Source organism: Homoserinimonas sp. A447 (assembly GCF_054489325.1).
In genome coordinates, this window is record NZ_JBTMWW010000001.1 from 3,130,395 (window position 1) to 3,149,277 (window position 18,883).

At 66.6% G+C, this 18,883-nt stretch carries 16 protein-coding genes; 7 read left to right on the forward strand and 9 right to left on the reverse strand.

Annotated elements, in window-relative coordinates; translation table 11 throughout:
* Window positions 1-23: 23 nt before the first annotated feature.
* Both ACX3O0_RS15530 and ACX3O0_RS15535 read right to left on the reverse strand, forming a co-directional pair.
* Window positions 24-1,337, reverse strand: coding sequence for a DUF2510 domain-containing protein (locus ACX3O0_RS15530; RefSeq protein ID WP_459108341.1), 1,314 nt, complete (start codon window positions 1,335-1,337; stop codon window positions 24-26).
* A 102-nt stretch (window positions 1,338-1,439) separates the two neighbouring features.
* Window positions 1,440-1,811, reverse strand: coding sequence for a DUF2510 domain-containing protein (locus ACX3O0_RS15535; protein WP_459092749.1), 372 nt, complete (start codon window positions 1,809-1,811; stop codon window positions 1,440-1,442).
* A 150-nt stretch (window positions 1,812-1,961) separates the two neighbouring features.
* Between ACX3O0_RS15535 and ACX3O0_RS15540 the strand changes: the two genes are divergently transcribed.
* A complete protein-coding gene (locus ACX3O0_RS15540; protein WP_459108342.1) occupies window positions 1,962-2,306 on the forward strand; it encodes a DUF488 domain-containing protein in 345 nt (114 codons plus the stop codon).
* A 2-nt stretch (window positions 2,307-2,308) separates the two neighbouring features.
* Here ACX3O0_RS15540 and ACX3O0_RS15545 read toward each other — a convergent pair whose 3' ends face one another.
* Window positions 2,309-3,307: a sigma-70 family RNA polymerase sigma factor gene (locus ACX3O0_RS15545; protein ID WP_459108343.1), complete on the reverse strand. Its 999-nt coding sequence runs from the start codon at window positions 3,305-3,307 to the stop codon at window positions 2,309-2,311.
* 101 nt (window positions 3,308-3,408) lie between these two features.
* Between ACX3O0_RS15545 and ACX3O0_RS15550 the strand changes: the two genes are divergently transcribed.
* From ACX3O0_RS15550 to ACX3O0_RS15565, 4 genes are all read left to right on the forward strand, one after another.
* A complete protein-coding gene (locus ACX3O0_RS15550) occupies window positions 3,409-3,981 on the forward strand; it encodes a TetR/AcrR family transcriptional regulator (protein WP_459108344.1) in 573 nt (190 codons plus the stop codon).
* A gap of 100 nt (window positions 3,982-4,081) precedes the next feature.
* Entirely contained in the window at window positions 4,082-4,369 is a 288-nt protein-coding gene (locus tag ACX3O0_RS15555) for a hypothetical protein (protein WP_459108345.1), read from the forward strand.
* Window positions 4,370-4,452: 83 nt separating this feature from the next.
* Entirely contained in the window at window positions 4,453-7,314 is a 2,862-nt protein-coding gene (locus tag ACX3O0_RS15560; RefSeq protein WP_459108346.1) for a helix-turn-helix transcriptional regulator, read from the forward strand.
* An 88-nt stretch (window positions 7,315-7,402) separates the two neighbouring features.
* On the forward strand, window positions 7,403-7,837 hold the full coding sequence (locus tag ACX3O0_RS15565) for a hypothetical protein (RefSeq protein WP_459108347.1): 435 nt from the start codon (window positions 7,403-7,405) through the stop codon (window positions 7,835-7,837).
* 21 nt (window positions 7,838-7,858) lie between these two features.
* On the opposite strand, the gene ACX3O0_RS15570 is transcribed toward ACX3O0_RS15565, so the two are convergent.
* The 5 genes from ACX3O0_RS15570 to ACX3O0_RS15590 form a co-directional block, all read right to left on the reverse strand.
* Window positions 7,859-8,029: a hypothetical protein gene (locus ACX3O0_RS15570; protein ID WP_459092762.1), complete on the reverse strand. Its 171-nt coding sequence runs from the start codon at window positions 8,027-8,029 to the stop codon at window positions 7,859-7,861.
* A 50-nt stretch (window positions 8,030-8,079) separates the two neighbouring features.
* Window positions 8,080-8,886, reverse strand: coding sequence for an ABC transporter permease (locus ACX3O0_RS15575; RefSeq protein ID WP_459108348.1), 807 nt, complete (start codon window positions 8,884-8,886; stop codon window positions 8,080-8,082).
* Window positions 8,883-9,875 carry an ATP-binding cassette domain-containing protein gene (locus ACX3O0_RS15580; RefSeq protein WP_459108349.1) on the reverse strand — a complete coding sequence of 331 codons (993 nt, stop codon included), beginning with the start codon at window positions 9,873-9,875 and terminating at the stop codon, window positions 8,883-8,885. Before ACX3O0_RS15580 ends, ACX3O0_RS15575 begins: the two co-directional genes overlap by 4 nt.
* Window positions 9,876-9,950: 75 nt before the next feature.
* Window positions 9,951-10,499, reverse strand: a complete 549-nt coding sequence (locus tag ACX3O0_RS15585; protein ID WP_459092768.1) for a DUF2510 domain-containing protein — start codon at window positions 10,497-10,499, stop codon at window positions 9,951-9,953.
* Between the two features lie 251 nt (window positions 10,500-10,750).
* Window positions 10,751-12,055 carry a uracil-xanthine permease family protein gene (locus ACX3O0_RS15590; protein ID WP_459092770.1) on the reverse strand — a complete coding sequence of 435 codons (1,305 nt, stop codon included), beginning with the start codon at window positions 12,053-12,055 and terminating at the stop codon, window positions 10,751-10,753.
* Between the two features lie 97 nt (window positions 12,056-12,152).
* On the opposite strand from ACX3O0_RS15590, the gene ACX3O0_RS15595 reads away from it, so the two are divergent.
* On the forward strand, window positions 12,153-13,616 hold the full coding sequence (locus tag ACX3O0_RS15595) for an NCS2 family permease (protein ID WP_459092772.1): 1,464 nt from the start codon (window positions 12,153-12,155) through the stop codon (window positions 13,614-13,616).
* Window positions 13,617-13,780: 164 nt separating this feature from the next.
* Here the strand turns inward: ACX3O0_RS15595 and ACX3O0_RS15600 are convergent, their stop codons facing one another.
* Complete coding sequence (locus ACX3O0_RS15600; protein ID WP_459092774.1) at window positions 13,781-15,043, reverse strand: hypothetical protein; 1,263 nt, start codon at window positions 15,041-15,043, stop codon at window positions 13,781-13,783.
* A gap of 83 nt (window positions 15,044-15,126) precedes the next feature.
* Here ACX3O0_RS15600 and ACX3O0_RS15605 point away from each other — a divergent pair, with 83 nt between their 5' ends.
* A complete protein-coding gene (locus ACX3O0_RS15605; protein ID WP_459108350.1) occupies window positions 15,127-18,882 on the forward strand; it encodes a DEAD/DEAH box helicase in 3,756 nt (1,251 codons plus the stop codon).
* Window position 18,883 lies beyond the last annotated feature (1 nt).

Below are 18,883 nucleotides of genomic sequence, written 5' to 3' on the forward strand. Positions count from 1 at the left end.
CTGCGTACTCGGCGACGAATGAATCAGCCCGGGATCGCCCCGTAGAGTGCGGTGGTCACCGCATGGGCGACGATGAGCGCGATCGGCGGCGCGATGTACAGGCAGAGGTAGGTGGTCAGCGGACCCGACCCGCGGCGGCCGGTGCACTGCCGCACCCTCACGCTACGCACGATCAGGTAGACGAGCGGGCTCAGCACGATCCACCAGGGCGACGCGGTCTGGTCGTGGCCGAGCAGGCGAAGTCGGGCGCGGTCCTGGAACCCCAGGATGAAGGTGAAGACGAAGAACGCGAAAGTGAGGGGGAGCGCGGCGAACAGCAGCCAGTCCCGCAGGCTGAGCAGGAGCCCCATCGCGGCGGCCTCCGTGGGGACGAGAGCGAACAGTTCGGCGTCGAACCCGAGCAGGCCGGGGAAGAGGTAGAGGCTTCCGACCATGCTGACCAGCTGCACCACCGGCATGAACACGATCAGCCAGACCGGAGAGGTGCGACCGTGCATCGGCTGGTACTTCACGGCGCGTTGCGAGTACGAGACCGGCGGCGAGTCGCCGAAGATGGGCAGGGCGTCCGGGGGAGCGGATGTCGTCTCCACGTCTTCCCAGCGGGCCAGGGAGGCTGCCCAGTCGTCGTCGGCACCGGTCGGATCGTCAGCAGGCGTGGAGGTGGCTGGCTCGGACGAGGCGCTGGTTTCGGGCACCGGAAGCGGCGGCTCCAACGCCACCGGAGGGAGTGCGGGTGCTGGCTCGGGTGTCTCGGCCACCGGTTCCGGTGTGGTCGCCTGCACGGCAACGTCTGCCTCGACCTCTGGGTCTTGCCACACCGGAGGAGGCAGCGCCGAAACGGGTTCGGGTGAGAACTCGGGGGCCTGCGTGAACGCAGGCAGGCCACCACTGAGGGGAGCTTCGCGGGGGTGCGATTCCATGGGGCCGTCCTCCGTTAGTGCAGCAGGGTGCTCTTCGTCCGACGCTGTGTTCGTCGCGGAAGCCAGTTCGCGCAGGGTGCGACGTGACGGGTACGGCGAAACCGGTGTTGGCGCTGCGGCGTCCCGATACGAGGATGCCGGTTCGAAGGTCGATCGCGCGGCGACCGGTACGTAGTCTTCCTCCACTGCGGCGGAGGAGTCGTAAACCTGGGCGCCGACAGCCACCGGCACCGGCGCATCCGCCGCTTTCTCCGGCTGGGGCTCCGGCTGAGGTTCCGGCTGAGTTTCCAGTTGGGCCTCCGGTTGCGGGTCCAGGTTCGCGCTCCAGGACGTGCCGTCCCACCAGCGCTGCGAAGTAGACCCCCACGGGTCTGGATACCAGCCCGCCGGCACTGCTGGACTCAGTGCGTCGGTCATACTTCTCTGTCCCCTAACCGAGACCTCGCGTTCCCCCTCGTGTGAGTCTAGGGCAGCAGATATGAGCTTTCATGCCCCCGTGTTGGGGGCGCAGACGATCGGTCAATCGGCCGATCGATGCGCGCGGCGACCCTTGCGGGTCCGACGCTTGGTGACCGAGGGAGCGCGATGTACGACCCCGGCGAGCCAGCGCCCCAGGCGCTCAGGGGTGGAACTCACGGGCGTTGCCGGGGAAGCATCCGGCACCTCGGTGTCTTCGACCCGGCGCAGCTTGCGAGCGGCCTTGGCCGGTTTCTTCTTGCCGCTCGGCGCGTCAATGGGCGGTTCGAGCGTGAGCTCGTCCACGGAGGTTGGCCGCTGGAAGTCGGCGGTGTACTGGGTCCATTCCTGGCCGTCCCACCAACGGCGTCGGTTGCCGCCTTCCGGATCCGGATACCACCCGGCCGGCAGGCGGGTGGTTGCGGTGACTCCCATGTCCTTCTATCTCCTCGCGCACTCGTACCACAATCATCGCCGATCATGCCGGTGAATGCTGGGAGCGAACATACACAAAGGCAGCACAGTTTTGGTGGAAGGCACTCATGACCGCGGCTCGAATCCTGCCGATAGTGGCAAGGTGGAGTTATGACCGTAGTCATCAAGCGGGTGTACGACGACCCTGGCCAGCGCGACGGTTACCGGGTGCTGGTCGATCGCATCTGGCCGCGGGGCCTGAGCAAGGATTCCGCCCACCTCGACGAGTGGGTGAAGGACGTCGCGCCGACGGATGAGCTGCGTTCCTGGTTCGGCCATGATCCAGACCGCTTCGACGAGTTCGCGAAACGCTATCGAGAAGAACTCGCAGCCAACCCCGCTCTCGAAAGCCTGCGTGAGATCATCCGTTCACACCGCAAGGTGACGCTGCTCTATGGCGCGCGCGACACGGAGCACAATCAGGCTGTTGTGCTGCGCGACCACCTGGCGCGGTAGCCCTACTTCAGCTCCTTGCAGCGGAGCCGTGCCAAGGCGCGATGCTCGATCTGGCGCACCCGCTCCCTGGACACTCCCAGGGCCGAACCGACCTGCGTGAAGGTCATCGGCGCGTCCTCACGCAGCCCGAAGCGCATCTGGATGATCTCGGCTTCCCGCGGCGGAAGGTCCGCCACCTTCTTGCGCAACAGTTCGGTGCGCAGGAGTGCCCCGATGATGTCGACGACGGGGGCGTCCTCGTCGTCTTCGATCAGTTCGCCCAGTTCGGTGCCGCCGTCGTCGCCGACAAGCGTATGGAGGGACACCGGCTCCCGGTCGGCATCCAGGAACTTGTGGATGTCTTCAACGCTGAAGTTCGTCTCGATGGCGAGTTCTTCCGGAGTGGGAACCCGTCCCAACTCCAACTCGAGCTGATGTGAAGTTCGGCGCACACTGGCGACCTTCTCCGCCGTATGAACCGGCACACGGATGAGTCTGGCTTCCGACACAGACCGCGCCACCGCCTGCTTGATCCACCACATGGCGTAGGTGGAGAACTTGAATCCCTGGCGGTAGTCGAACTTCTTGACGGCGCGGTCGAGGCCGAGGTTGCCGTCCTGGATGAGATCCATGAACTGGGTGCCTTTCCCGCCGTATCGTTTCGCGACGGTGACAACCAGCTTGAGGTTCGAGCGGAAGAATCGGAGGTAGGCGGCCTCTCCGTCGTGGACGAGGGTTCGCAGTTCGCGCGCCAACTCGGTGCCCGGCTTCACCTCGCCGGAGTCGAGTTTCTCCTGAGCGAGGACCCCGACTTCGATGCAGATGGCCAGCTCGATTTCTTCTTCTGCAGTGAGGATCGGGATTGACCCGATCTTCTGCAGGTAGTCCCGTACAGCGTCGTCGCTGGCGCCGGGGATTGGCCTCCGCGCGGTATCCGGTTGGGCGCTGGCGGTTACCTTCTGCGATTTGGCGGTTACCGTCTTGGAGGTAACGCGGGGTTCGATACGTTCTGCAAGGCTCACTGTCCGACCTCCCGTTGGTAGTATCTAAGAGCGAGCGTTCTCTCTACCACCCATTAGGGGGTAGACCGGGGATTCTGTCAAGTAGGAGAAAAGGGGTTGACATGGCGGATGCGACGAGGCCAAGCGCCAAGAAGCGCATCCTGATGACGGCCTACGACCTCTTTTCCCAGCGGGGCGTTCGCGATGTCAGCGTGGATGAGATCATCCGCGTATCGGGTGTGGCGATCGCCACTTTCTACCGGCATTACTCCTCCAAGAACGAGTTGGCGGCAGACTTCCTGACGCTTCGGGCGGAGGTGTGGAGCACGGATGCGGTGGTAGCCGAATCGAGGCGGAGGGCAGGAGATCCGCGCACCAGGCTGCTCGCGATCTTCGACATTTTCGACGAGTGGTTCCGGCGGGACGACTTCGAGGGCGACTCCTTCGTCAACGTGCTGATCGAGATGGGCCCGGAGCATCCGCTCGGCAAGGCGAGCATCGAGCACCTGGGCGATGTGCGCAAGTCGGTGCAGCAGATGGCGGAGGATGCCTCGCTGCGGGACCCGGTCAACTTCGGCCACACCTTCCAGATCCTGATGAAGGGCGCCATCATCGCGGCCATGATGGGGGACGCCGACGCCGCCCGTCGAACCAAGAGCGTCGCCGAGATGTTGATCGCCACGCACGAGAAGTAGCTCATCCGCCTAAGGCCCTGTTCGCAGAAGATAGGGCAACCGCCCGATCCGCCGGGTCCTCCTTAGAAATCACGATGGAGACATCGATCAAGGAGAGCAGATGTCGGACTACATGCAGTACACCCAGTGGCGGCAGCGCGAGGAGAGCATGCCGCGCGAGTTGGAGCGGGCCCGGGTCATGGCCGAGCGAGGGGCTGAGCGGGTGGCCGAGGAGCGCACGAACCGCCGAGCCGCCCGTGCCGAGCGCACTACGCGCCGCACAGCGTGGCGCGCGGGCCAACTGGTGGCCGCGCTCCGCGCAATTCGGCGCGGAGCGAGCCGGTCGCCGCAAGCAACCGGAAGAGAAGCGGTGGCGGAGCCGGAGCGTGAGCCGGCCTACCACCAATGATCAACTCGTCCGCAGCAGCGGAGCCTGGAAACGGTTCCATCGCCGTCGGAGGACCGTGGCACGATGGAAGGGTGAGATCGCCCGTGGCAAGCCCGACAATGATCGGGCGAGACCGCGAACTGCGGCAGTTGCTCGCTGTGCTCGCTGAAGCACTCGAGGGTGTTCCGCGTGCCGTCGTGGTAGCCGGCGAGGCCGGAATCGGCAAGACACGGCTGCTCGCCGAATTCCAGGTACAGGCGAGTGCGTCCGCCCGCATTCTCGTCGGGCAGTGCGTTGACCTCGGTGCGGCCGGCGTTCCCTACGCTCCGATCATCTCGGTGTTGCGTTCCCTGGTGCAGCAGGCGGGAGCGGATGCCGTGCTCGCCGCTGCGGGACCGGGCCGGGAGGCGCTCACCCTGCTGCTCCCCGAGCTGACCGTCCGCCCAGCCGATCGGGCCGCCGCCGGGCTGGAGCGGTTGCACGAGATGGTTGCTGTGATCCTGGAGACCTTTGCTCGCGACCAGCCGATCGTGGTGGTGATCGAAGACCTGCACTGGGTTGACAGTGCCAGCCTCACGGCGCTGCAATTCCTGCTGAACGCTGTCACCGCTGGGCGCATCATGCTGTTGCTCAGCTATCGCAGCGACGACGTCAGCCGCGGGCATCCGCTGCGGGCGTTCCTCTCGAACGCGGAGCGTGCGCGGGTTCTGACGCGCATCCAATTGGGTCGTTTGGGCTTTGCCGAGGTGGAGGCGCAGGCGCGCGGGATTCTCGGCACGCAGCCAGACCCGGACACCCTCGCTGGGGTGTTCGAGCGCAGCGAGGGGGTGCCGTTCTTTGTCGAAGAGCTGGTCGACCGGGACTGCGTCGGGCTGCCCGACACCCTGCGCGACCTGCTGCTGGCGCGCTATGACCGGTTGAGCGACGCCGCGCAATACCTGCTCCGGATGCTGTCGGCCGGCGGGATGAGAGTGTCGCACCGACTGCTCGCAGCAGTCTTCGAGCAGCCGACGCCGGGGCGAACCCCGAGTGACCTGGATGCCGCCGCGCGGGAAGCGGTATCGGCAAACGTCCTGGAGACGGAGGAGGACAGCTACACCTTCCGGCACGCCCTGGTGCGCGAGGCGATCGAGGCCGACTTGCTACCGGGCGAGCGCGCCAGGTTCCACACCGGGTTTGCTGAAGCGCTGGAGGCGGCCGGTGATTGCTCCTCGTCAGAAGTGGCCCAGCACTGGTTTGCCGCGGGCAATCCGGCCAGGGCATTCCCTTCTGCGCTGACGGCGATGACTGATGCCAAGCACGCCTATGCCTACGCGACAGCGGCACAGCTGGGGGAGCGTGCACTCTCCCTCTGGGACCAGGTTCCGGATGCCGAGGAGGTGGCCGGCCGCACCCGGGTCGACCTGCTCGCCAAGACCGCGTCCGCGCTCCGCAATGCAGGCGACGGCGAACGCGCACTGGCCATGGTGGACGTCGCCATTGACGAGTATGACTCTGACGGTGTCACCCTGGCGCGACTGCTGCGGGACAAGGCCAACTATCTCGGGCAGATCGCGCAGGCAGGTTCCGTGCCCCTGCTCGAGCGCGCGCTGGAACTTGTTCCGCCGGGTGTCAACGAGCGGCTTCGCGTCAGCCTGCTGAACGCGCTGGCCGGGCGGTTGATGCTTGAGGGCGACCTGGGGCGGGCGCTGGACGCCGCCACCCAGGCCGCCGAACTGGCGGCGACCCTCGACGTGCCGGCCCAGGCATCCGTCGCCGCCAACGTGGCCGGCCTCTGCAAGGCCCATCTCGGCCGCGTCGAGGAGGGACTCGCCCAATTGGACAGTGCGCGCCCGCTCGCCCAGGGCGACCCGGGCGCGATGCTGCGGTACCGAGTGAACGCGTCAGACCTGCGCTTTCACCTCGGACAGTACGAACGGGCGCTGGCGATCGCCGAGAAGGGCATGCAGCGTGCCCGCGAACTCGGTGTGGAACGGGTGTCCGGGGTGATCCTCGCAGCCAATGCCATCGAACCACTCATCGCATTGGGTCGCTGGGACCGCGCAGAACAGCTCACCGACCGGATGCTCGCCTTGGCGCCGTCCGCGGGATTCAAGCTGTTCCTGCAGCAATCGAAGTTGTCGATGCTGTTGCGGCGGGGGCACGTCGAAGCGGCTTACGCGCAATACCGGGAGTGGCGGCAGGCGCTGATCAGGGGTGGCCAGGCTGAGACGCAGAACCGCTTCGGAAACGCGCGCGTCCTCGCGGAACTCCTGCTCGAGTGCGGTGACCTGGATGGCGCACTGGAACAAGTCGCGTTCCTGCTGGACACCAGGCACCGCCCGCTGCCGGCCTACGGGGTGCCGTTGCTGGCAGTCGCCGCCCGGGTGCTGGCTGCCTGCCGAGATTCGGGCGCCGCCCTGCCGCCCGAATTCGCCACTGGCGAGTCGCGGCTACGTGCGCTTATGGAGTCGATGCGATCCTGGCCGACCTGGCCGGTCTGGAACAGCCAGTTCGAGGCTGAACTGGCGACCGAACACCAGGTCGAGGCCTGGGCGCTCGCGGCGGAGCGCGCACCCGACGGCACGGCCTGGTTGGTGCCGTACTCGCTGTTCCGTCTGGGCCAGGCGCAGACGACGGCTGGGAACAGGACGGCCGGCCAGGACTCCCTGCGTGCGGCGGTCGCTGCGGCCAGGGAGCTGGGAGCCGGCCTCATCGTCGACCGGGCTACCGCGTTCGCGGAACGTGCGGGGCTGGTCCTCGCAGACCAGCAGCCGGTGCGGGCATCCGCCGGGCTTCAGCTGACGGCCAGGGAACGCCAGGTACTCGAACTGGTCGAAGAGGGCCTCAGCAACCGGCAGATCGGCGAGCGGCTGTTCATCAGCTCCAAGACGGCGTCGGTGCACGTGTCGGCCATCTTGCGGAAACTCGGCGCCGCCACGCGCACCGAGGCGGCCGTGCTGGCGTCTCGGGCGCTGGTGCCGTAGTAGTCCTTCCCCGCGCCGGCCCGCATCTGGTTGCCACCAATCGTGGGATCCCGGGAACTGACGGATGCTGCGCCGCGAGCATGGGGCGATGAGAACTCCCAGCTACCACGACGCCAAGACCGGGCCGCTCACCTCGCAGGTGCTGATCGAGGAACGCGTGCGCGCGCTCATCGGCCGGGCCTGCCGCCACCAATTGTGGTTTCTGTTCCTCGACGACAACCAGGTTCAGCTGCCGTTGATGATCCCGCTCGACGACCTGCCGAGTGTGCCCGACGGCTCGGTTCACGACCTCGCTCGGGCAATGGGCCAGGCGATGGAGGCCGCGGGCGCCGGATCGATCATCGTCGTCATCGAGCGCTACGCGTCATCGGCGTTGACGCCGGCGGATGTCGCCTGGGCTCGGGGCATCCATGATGCGTTCGACCTGGAGCAGCTCGAACTGCGCGGTGTGCTGCTCAGCCACAATCGGGGTGTCCGCTGGATCGCACAGGACGATTACCGGTTCTCTCCCACAGCCTCGTGACCCAGCGCCGACTGAGGCCTCTCAGAGCTGCTCGTCGTGGCGCTCTCCATCGTCGTCCTCCTCGTCCTCCGCTTCGATCCGTTCGTCGGGGTCGATCGTTGGAGGGGGCATCTTCTCGGGCTCGTCAGAGAGGTCTTCTTCGCGTTCGTCATCGAGGTTCGGCTCGTACTCGCGGGAGCTGACGGTATCCATGCTTCGACGGTACGCCGACGGCGCCAACAGTCAAGCCTTGACAGCTCCTCCTAGCGAGATGAGATCTGGTCGAATCGACTGGTTGCCAACGGAACGAAGATCAGCAGCACCACGACGATGCCGATCAACACCGTGAGCACGGGGTTCTGCTGGCTCCAGACATCTGACTGCACCGCTTGAGGCGGCACATTGCCGAACAGTTCACGCGCTGCCTGCACCAGTGCCGAAACCGGATTGTATTCGGCGAACACCCGCAGCGGGGTAGGGAGCGTTTCGCTCGGCACGAACGCATTGGAGATGAAGGTGAGGGGGAACAACACCAGGAACGAGACGTTGTTGATGACCTCGGGGCTGCGCACCAGCATGCCCAGATAGGCCATCACCCAGGACAGGGCATAGGCGAACAGCAGAAGCAGCGCAACGCCGGCGATCGCTTCGAAGAGGCTGGAACGGATGCGCCACCCGACGATGAACCCGGTCGTCATCATCACGATCATGGAGATCGCATTGATGAGCAGGTCGCCGTTGGTACGCCCGATCAGCACCGCCGATGGACTCATCGGCAGGGTGCGGAAACGGTCGATGATGCCGTCTTTCAGGTCCTGGGCCATCGCCGAACCGGAATACGTCGAGCCGAAAACCACCGTCTGGGCGAAGATCCCGGCCATGATGAATTCCTTGTAGCTGCTGCCGGGGATGTCGATCACACCGGCGTAGATATAGGTGAACAGCAGAACGAACATGATCGGCTGAAGCGTGGTGAACACCAGGATGTCCGGCACCCGCTTGATCTTGATCAGGTTGCGTCTGGTGGTGATCCAGCCGTCACTGAACCAATGAGAAGCGCGCGAGTTCATTTCTTCGCACCTTCCGCCGCAGCCTCTTCCGGTTCCTCGGTCGCCGCGTGCCCGGTCAGCTTCATGAACACGTCGTCGAGGGTCGGCCTGCGCATTCCTGCGTCATACAGACGGATGCCACGGGAGCCGAGTTCGGCGAGGATCCCCTGCAATGCGTCGGGGGCGTCCTCGGCGCTGACCGCGAGCGCTCGCCCTTCTGCTTCCACGCTGGGTTCGGAGCTGCCGAACCTGGCGAGTACCTGTCGCGCCACCGCGCTGTCGTCAGCCGACACGAGGTTGATTTCCACGCGCTGCCCTCCGATGGAGGCCTTCAGCTCGTCCGCCGTGCCGCGGGCGATGACCTTGCCTTCGTCGATCACCGAGATGCTGTCGGCCAGCCGGTCGGCTTCCTCCAGATACTGGGTGGTCAGCAACACCGTGGTGCCTTCACCGACCAGCGTGGTGATGATGTCCCACATGCCGAGCCTGCTGCGCGGGTCAAGTCCGGTTGTCGGCTCGTCGAGGAACAACACTTTGGGGCGGGTGACCAGTGCACCGGCGAGGTCGATGCGTCGCCGCATACCGCCGGAGAACCCCTTGACCGGCCTGTTCATGGCCTCGGTCAGGTCGAAGATGTCGCCCAGCTCCCGCGCCCTGGCACGCGACGCCTTGGCGCCCAGGTGGTAGAGCCTGCCGACCATGTCGAGGTTCTCGAAGCCGGTCAGATTCTCGTCGACGGCGGCGTATTGCCCGGAAACGCCGATGATGGGGCGAATCCGGTCCGGGTGCTGCAGCACGTCGATTCCGTCGATGACCGCGGTGCCGGCATCCGGTTTGACCAGCGTGGTGAGAACCTTGACCGTGGTGGTCTTGCCGGCCCCGTTGGGCCCGAGCAGGGCAGTCACAGTGCCCTGCGGGACGGCGAGGTCGAGCCCGTCGAGGGCGTGCACGGGATCTGCCCCCTTGGGCGTGTAGATCTTGGTCAGTCCGGTCGCTTCGACGAATGCCACTCAGTGACGGTAACCGGTGCCACTGACATTGTCTACGGCCTTGTCCTGATCGGCGGCAAGCGGGGAATCGCTGACCTACAGCGTCCCAGCCGTGAGTACCGCGACGCTCGATACCACGGCAAGGACTCCGAGGAGAACTGACATCCGGATGATTCGACGACGGCGTTGCAGCGGGCCATCCGCCGGTTCAGGTTCGGCCTGGACGGCGACCGGCACGGCGGGGATCTCGAACTCTTCCACCGGCTCCTGCCACTCTCCGACGGACACAGCCGTCGGAGGGGCGATCGGTGGCAGGTGTTTGGGGAAGTCGTCAACCTCGGTGTCGGCTCCTCGGCGCGCGCGGAGCTCCCGGCGGGTGAGCATGGTTTGCTCGATCTCCGGGTCGAGGTCTGGGCTGACGGCCTCGTCGCCGGGCGCGTCTTCGGTGGCACGCTCCGCAGGCGTCTCCGTGATTTCCGCCGATTTTTCGGCGGGTGCGGTCGTCGCCAGCAGGTCGACTTCGCCGGAGTGCGTCGGCTCGTACGGCATCGGAGCGACCTCGTCGGTCCAGGTGGTGCCGTTCCACAGGCGCAGGTTGGTTCCCGTCGATGGGTCGACGTACCAGCCTTCGGGTGCGGAACTCACGATAATCCTTCGGGTGGATCGATCAATTGTGTTGCGGGTGAGCGGCTCGCCTGGGTAGGTGGGAGCTTCTCATAGACAAGCCTGCGCCCAATATATCGTTCGCGCATCATCCCAGAACGGGGGTACTGCATCCGTCCCCCAAGGTACGGACAGCCCAGAGAGCGGACAGCACAGACAATGGACAACACAGTGGGTGCGTCGCAGTTTCGCGACGCACCCACCGTTTGTTGCTGTTGTTGTTGTTGCGAAGGTCAGCCGACCAACTCCGACTCCTTCTTGATCGTCGCCGGAGCATCCGTCCCACGCCACTTGCCGAGCGCGTTCATCAGGTGGTAGATCACGACAGCCGCGACCGTACCGAGGATGATGCCCTCGAACTTCACCTCGCCGAACGCGAGGGTGTAGTTGGCGATGCCCATGACGAGGGCGACACCAGCGGTCATCTGGTTCTTCGGACGAGAGAAGTCGACCTTGTTCTCTACCCAGATGCGGATGCCGATGACACCGATCAGGCCGTACAGCGCCGTGGTCACTCCGCCGATGACCCCCGGCGGGATGGTGTTGATGATGGCGCCGACCTTGGGGGAGAGGCCCAGCAGGATCGCCGTGATGCCGGCAACCCAGTAGGCCGCTGTCGAGAAGATGCGGGTCGCGGCCATCACGCCGATGTTCTCGCCGTAGGTGGTGGTGGGGGAGCCTCCGCCGAAGCCGGCGATCACCGTTGCGAAACCATCCGCGAACAGCGCGCGCCCGGTAAGCGGGTCGAGGTCGCGTTCGATCAGCTGGCCGACACCCTTGATGTGACCCACGTTCTCGGCAACGAGCGCCAGCACGACCGGCAGGAACATCAGATAGATGGGCAGGTACGCCATGTCGAAGACCGGGGTGATGAACTCCGGCAGTCCGATCCAGGCCGCCTCCTCGATCTTGGAGAAGTCGACCTCGCCGGCGACCACTGCCGCGATGTAGCCGACCACGACGCCGACCAGGATCGACAGCCTGCCGATGAATCCCTTGAACACGACGGCGCAGAGGATGACCGCGAACAACGTGATCAGGGCGACCCAGGGGGAGGCCTCGAAGTTGGTCTTCGCCACCGGGGCCAGCGCGAACCCGATCAGGGCGACGATCGCCCCGCTGACCACTGCGGGCAGCAGCACGTTGATCCAGCCGGTTCCCGAGACGTGCACGATGATGCCGACGATGGCAAGCACCGCGCCTGTGACGATGATGCCGCCGAGCGCGACGCCCTGGCCGCCGGATGCTGTCGCAGCCAGGATCGGGGCGATGAACGCGAACGACGACCCGACGTAGCTGGGGAGCTTGTTCTGCGTGATGATCAGGAACAGCAGTGTTCCGATACCGGAGAAGAGCAGCGTCGTTGCTGGCGGGAATCCGGTGATGATCGGGACGAGGAAGGTGGCGCCGAACATGGCGACGACGTGCTGTCCACCGAATCCGATGGTGCGCCACCAGGTGAGGCGTTCCTCGGGGAGGATGATCGCATCGGACGAGACATCTTTGCCGTCACCATGCAGTTTCCAGGGCAATGCCATAGTGCACTCCATTCATTGAGGTTGCCCGAACACTACTGGTGGTCGAGCGGTTAGCGATAGCGCGACATTCCGCACGCGTGGCGACTGGTGCCTGAGTATGTGCTGGCAATACAGTGAACCCGTGACCAAGACTGCCACCCCCGCGCCCACATTCCGCACCCGAGTCGACACGTTCTTCTCGATCACCAAGAGGGGGTCGAACTACAGCCGGGAAATCCGCGGTGGCATTGTCACCTTCGTGGCCATGGCGTACATCGTCATCCTGAACCCGATCATCCTCAGCGGAAGTCCGGATGTCGATGGCAACTCCCTGGGGTTCACCCAGGTCGCAGCCGTGACCGCGCTGACCTCGGGCGTCATGACCATCCTGTTCGGGCTCATCTCGCGGCTGCCGTTCGCGTTCGCGGCCGGCCTTGGAATCAACTCGTTCCTCGCGGTGAGCGTCGTCGGGCAGGTCAGCTGGCCGGAGGCGATGGGGCTCGTCGTCATCAACGGCCTCATCATCGTGCTGCTGTCAGCGACCAACATGCGCCGCCTGATCTTCGACGCCGTACCGATCCAGCTCAAGATCGCGATCACCGTCGGCATCGGCCTGTTCATCGCGTTCATCGGCCTGGTGAACGCCGGGTTCGTCACCTCGACCGGTTTCGGCTCCCCGCCCGTCGGTCTCGGAGTCGACGGCTCGGTTGCCACCATTCCGACCCTGCTGTTCGTCTTCACGCTACTGCTCACCGGTGTTCTGGTCGCCCGCAAGGTTCGCGGTGCACTGCTCATCGGCATCCTGGTCAGCACCGTCATCGCGGTAATCGTCGAGACCTTCGCGAAGCTGGGCAGCGGCGTCGAGAACGCCGGCGGCTGGAGCCTCACCATTCCGGTGCTGCCTGAGCAGTGGGTGAGCCTGCCGGACCTCAGCCTGATCGGCGCTGTCAGCTTCGGAAGCTTCGAACGCATCGGTGCCCTCGCCGCGATCATGCTGGTGTTCACGCTCGTCTTCACCAACTTCTTCGACGCCATGGGCACCATGACCGGGCTCTCCAAGGAGGCCGGACTGGCGGATGACAAGGGAAACTTCCCGAACATCAAGTCGGCACTCATCGTCGAAGGCGTAGGCGCCGTCGCCGGTGGCCTGACCTCCGGGTCGTCCAACACGGTCTTCATCGAGTCCGGAGCCGGCATCGGCGAGGGCGCGCGTACCGGCCTGGCCAACCTGGTCACCGGTGTGCTGTTCCTGCTCGCCATGTTCCTCACCCCGCTCACCACCATCGTTCCGAGCGAGGTGGCTGCCGCGGTGCTGGTCATTGTCGGCGCGATGATGATGTCGCAGATCAAGGACATCGTCTGGACCGACTTCGCTGTTGCGCTGCCCGTGTTCCTCACCGTGCTGGTGATGCCGCTGACCTACTCGATCGCGAACGGCATCGGCGCGGGCTTCATCGCCTGGGTCGTACTGCAGGCGCTGTCGGGCAAGGCGAAGACGGTGTCGCCGCTGCTCTGGATCACCGCGGTCGGCTTCGCCATCTACTTCGCCCGTGGCCCGGTCGAGGCCCTGATCGGCGGGTAACCCTTTACTCGGGTCGATTGGTCCGTTCTGTGGGTTGCGTAGTCCGCGAAGCGGGCGTATCGAAACCGGGCCTCGCGCGACGATGACGGTGTTTCTCTTCGATGACGCTGTTATAAACAGGCTCATCGACGACAAGTGCCGTCATCGTTGGTAGCGCGTGGCGCTCAGCGCACGTCGTAGCGGGCGAGGGCGTCCGCGTCGCGGGAGTAAGTTACCGAGCTGCGCGCGGTGTCCAGCGCCAGCACCGGGTCGGCCTCCGCCTCGGCGAGGGTGAGCAGGCGCTCCGCCTCGGCCAGCCGGGTGCGGGCCTCCGCTCCCACCCGACCACGCCGTGCGGCGACGAAGTCGCGGGTGACGGACAGCTGACTCCTGGCCGCGACCAGCGCGCCGGCAAGAGCCGCCTTCGCGCCGTCGAGCCGCTGCCGCTGATTGCGTGCCCCGGCCAGGCTGAAGTCGAGGGTCGCCCCGACCTCCCGAAGTTCGTCGAGGGCGCGGATGGGGTCGTCCTCAGGCAACGCAGAAAGGATGCCGGCCACCTTCTCGATCGCTGCGCCGACGGCCGCCCCGGTCGCCGGGTCTGGCGGATCGTCCCGCACCGCCTTCGCCTCCTCCAGGCTGGCGCGCGTTGACGCGGCCAGGCTGCCCACGGCATCCGTCGCCTTCTTCAACTCGCCGGCCAGCGAGTCGATCGCGTCAAGCAGCTGCATGGCTTGGTGCGCGCTGTCGGTTGCTGCGCGAACGGCGTCGACCGCGGCAGTCGTCGAGGTGGTTCCGAGGGCGGCGGATGCGGTGTCGGCAGACTCCTGCGCGGCGGCGAGCGCATCATCCGCCCGCTGAAGGTTGTCCGCCACCGGGGCGACGGCGCTCGCCGAATAGGTCTTGCGCAGCTGCGCGAGCCGGTCGGAGCCGGCCTGGCGCCGTTCGATCAACGATGCGATGAGCGCGCGTGCCGACTCCAGGTTGGCCGGAGCATTCTTCTCCAGCCCGCGAAGGTCGTCGAAGCGCGCCTGCTCGGCGGTGAGCGCGGCCAGCGCCGTCTCGCACAGGTGCAGGATGCGCGCCGTCCAGTCGCGCTGTTGTGCAGCGGTGTCCGGGTGGGCGTCGTCGAGGCGCTGCTGCAGGGTGAATGCCTCGGTCAGGCTGGAGCGGGCGGATGCCAGCACCCTGGCGTAATCGCCGGTGGCCTCCACCCCGAACTGGGCGATGGCGAAGGCGAGCTCCTCCTCGCCGGTGGTGACCGCGTCGTCGAGCCGCACCAGCTGGATGTTCGCGCGCTGCTTCACCGGTCGGGGCCCGGGCTGCTGCGGGGTGCGGGCGTGCCGCCGGCGCAGCAGCCAGAAGCCGACGCCCACCGCGACGACGAAGATCACGGTGAGCGTGATTGCCACCGTCCAGGCGGCCCGAATCAGACCATCCGCGTCACCCATGGGCCACAGTTTAGGGGCGTATTCTGTGCGAAACTCCCCCCAGCATCCACGGAAAGCGCGCGGGGGCACCTTAAGGTTGCGGTGTGTGGCATGCCGACAGAAAACTGGATGATGACGACTACGGGTCTGACTCGATCAGCGAACCGGCGCGCGCGGAGCGCCAGGTGACCGCCCCCCACGCCCTCAGCCTCGGCGACCCGAGGTACTCCGCCGCGAACGTGGCCGAGCCGACCTGGGCCGGATGGCGCGACCAGCTGCGCGAGGTTGGCGGCCCGTCACCGCTGCTGCACTTCATCGACGCGCCGCGCACGCGCATCGAGCTCAGCACCACGCATCCGGGCGGCCTTGCCCAGTTCATCACCGGCAAGTCGACGCTGCTGTCCAACCTGATCCGCGACGACCTGGCCCTGCGCAGCGCGAAGCTGGCCGCAGCCCAGCTCGCCACCAAGAGCCTCGAGCTTGCCACCGCCCGTGCCCTGGACGCCGTGCACCTCGGCATCGGTGTCGCCGAATGGCAGTACGAGGGCGAGGACTTCCGGGCACCGGTCCTCCTGCGCCCACTGGCGATCCGGCGCTACGGCAAGGACTTCGAACTCCGTCTTCGCGGTCTCCCGTTCCTGAACCCGGAACTCGCGCACGCCCTGACCGAGCAGTTCGGCATCACCCTCGATGCGGATGCGTTTGTCGCGCTGGCGGAGGAAGACGGCTCGTTCAAGCCGAACAAGGTCATCGACCGGCTGCGCGGGCTCACCTCGCACCTCGAGTGGTTCAACGTGCAGCCGCGCCTGGTCGGCTCCTCCTTCGTGGACGTCTCGAGAAGGATGCAGGTTGACGCCGCCGAGCTGGAGCATCCGGTTCTCGATGCCCTGGCCGGCAACCCGGCGGCCAAGTGGGCGGTCGGGGAGAGTTACGCGCCGGTGGAGCCGCAGCATCCGGATGACCGCGCCCCCGAAACCGACACCCTCCTCCTGGATGCGGACGCCGAGCAGGAGAACGTGATCGCGCAGATCGCGGCAGGCAACTCCGTCGTGGTCAAGACGCTGCCGGGTACTGGTGGAACCCAGACCATCGTGAATGCCCTCGGATGCCTGGTGAACCAGAATAAGCGCGTCCTGGTGGTCAGCCCACGCCGTTCGACGCTCGCCGGCATCGGCCAGCGTCTCGGCGAGATCGGCCTGCCCGGTTTCGCGGTGTCGCCGTCCACGCTCAGGCGAGACCTCATCCGCTCGATCGGTCGCAACGAGAAGGCGCGTCCGGCGTCGCTCACCGATGTCGACGACGCCATGGTGCGCCTGCGCAAGGTGCTCCTCGACTACCGGGCAGCCATCGCCCGCCGGGATCCGGTCATCGGTATCTCGGTGCTGGACTGCCTCACCGAGCTGTCGCGGCTGGCCCTCCTCCCGAACCCGCCGTCGACCACGGCGCGGCTCTCCCGCACCAGCGTGGAACGGCTGGCTGAGAACCGCGATCGGGCTGCCGAGGCCATGGTGCAGGCCGCAACCCTCGGCGAATTCAAGTACGGCCCGGGCGATTCTCCCTGGTACGGCGCGGACTTCCCGAGCAGCCAGGCCGCTGAGAGCGCCCACCTGCTGGCACGGCGCCTGCACGAAGAAGACGTGCCGCGACTGCTGGTCCGAGCGAACGAACTCATCGACGGCACCCACATGCGGCCGTACCAGAGCATCGACGAGCTGGGTGCCTACCTGCGCCTGCTGACCGACATCCGCGACACCCTCGACAAGTTCCTGCCGGTCGTCTACGACCGTTCCCTGGGCGAGTTGATTGCGGCGACCTCGTCTCGCCGCGAGTCGTCGCAGATGTCCGGCGCGAACCGCCGTCGCCTGAAGAAGCTGGCCAAGGAGTACCTGCGCCCCGGCGTGCACGTGAGCGACATGAACGAGTCGCTGGTGCGCATCCAGCAGCAGCGACTGCTCTGGCAGCGGTTCGCCCCGGCCGGGATCACGCCGCAGGTGCCCGTCGGCATCGCTTCGGTGCAGGTGCTGCACCAGCAGATCACGCAAGACCTGCAGTCGCTGGATGCGCCGCTCGGCCTGACCGGCGATCGCCGGCTGGCGAACCAGTCCATCACCGAGCTGACCGGCTGGCTGGCCGGGCTGGCCGTCGAGTCGGATGCCCTGGCGAACCTCCAGGAGCGCACGCAGCTGCGTGCGACACTGAACGACCTGCAGATCGAGCCGCTGATCGAAGACCTCTCGTCGCGCCACGTTGCGCAGGACCAGGTCGCCGCCGAACTCGAGCTCGCCTGGTGGCAGTCCGCTCTCGAATCCCTGCTGGAGGCCGACCGGGCGCTGCTCGGAGCGAACACCACCGTGCTCGACCGGCTGGAGGCCGACTTCCGGCTGGTCGACGAGGCCCATGCGGCCGGCAGCTCCCAACTGCTCGCCTGGCAGCTGGCCGAGAACTGGAAGATCGGGCTGGTCGACTGGCCGGACGAGGCCAGCCAGCTTAAGCGTGCACTGCGCCGCGCCGACGTCACGTCGCACCAGCTGCATGCCGCGGCACCGCACCTGTCCAGGACGCTCGCGCCGGTGTGGCTGGCCTCGCCGTACGAGGTCGACCTGATCTCGGACGCAATGCACTTCGACACCGTCATCATCGTGGATGCCGGCGCGGTCACCCTCGCCGAGACGGTGGGCGCCATCCGCCGCGCCAGGCAGACGGTCGCGTTCGGTGACCCGGTCACCCAGACCCCCGCCGCGTTCAGTACCCGCATCGAAGAGGAACCGACAGAGCTGCACCCCGATTCCGAGGAGCTGGATGCCCTGCACGCCGACTCCGCGCTGGCACGCCTCGGCACCCTGTTGCCGACGCTTGCACTTACGCGCAGCTACCGCGCCGGCGGCGAGGACCTCGCCGAGTTGGTGAATCGCCGCTTCTACGCCGGCAAGATCGAGTCCTTCCCGTGGGCGGGCAGCTTCCTCGGGCACGGCAGCCTTCGCCTCGACTACGTGGAGGGCGGCAGCGGCATGCCGGACGCCGACTCCGGTGCGGTCGAGAGTGTCGATGCCGAAGTCGATCGCGTCGTCGAATTGGTGATGGAGCACGCAGCCAGGCGACCGGCCGAATCCCTCATGGTCATCACCGCGAGCGAGAAGCACGCCGTGCGCCTGGAGCGTGCCGTGCTGGGGGCGCTGGCCGGCCGGGCCGAGTTGAGCGAGTTCGTGCTGAGCGACCGGTCAGAGCCGTTCATGATCACCACCATCGAGCACGCCGTGGCGCAGAGCCGCGACCGGGTGATCTTCTCCATCGGGTACGGACGCACCCCGCACGGTCGCGTGCTGTCCGACTTCGGCGCCCTCGGCAAACCGGGCGGCGAGCGGCTGCTGGCCGTTGCGATGACCCGCGCCCGCCGCGGCATGGTCATCGTCACCTGCTTCGAGCCGGACGACATCGATGAGAGCCGGATGCAGTACGGCGCCATCGCGCTCGCCGAAGTGCTGGCGGATGCCACGGCCAGGCACGCGCACGAGAATCTGCCGGACGACAGCGAACCGATGCTGGTCGACCTGGCCAAGCGACTCGAGGCCCGCGGGCTCCGGGTGGCGCTCGGCCACCGCGGCAAGCTCGGGCTGGTCACCTCCCACGGCGGCATGTGCCTCACCATCGAGACCGATTCGGTGCTGCTGTCGTCCAGCCTGCGCGAGTCGCTGCGGCTGAGGCCCGAGCTGCTGCGCCGTCTCGGCTGGCATTACCTTCGGGTGCACGCCTTCGAGCTGTTCAGTAACCCCGACACGGTCGCGGACCGTATTGTCGGGATGCTCGGCGCGACCCCCGGCCCGGTCACCGAGCCGATCCCGGTCATCACCCAGGCTTCCTGAG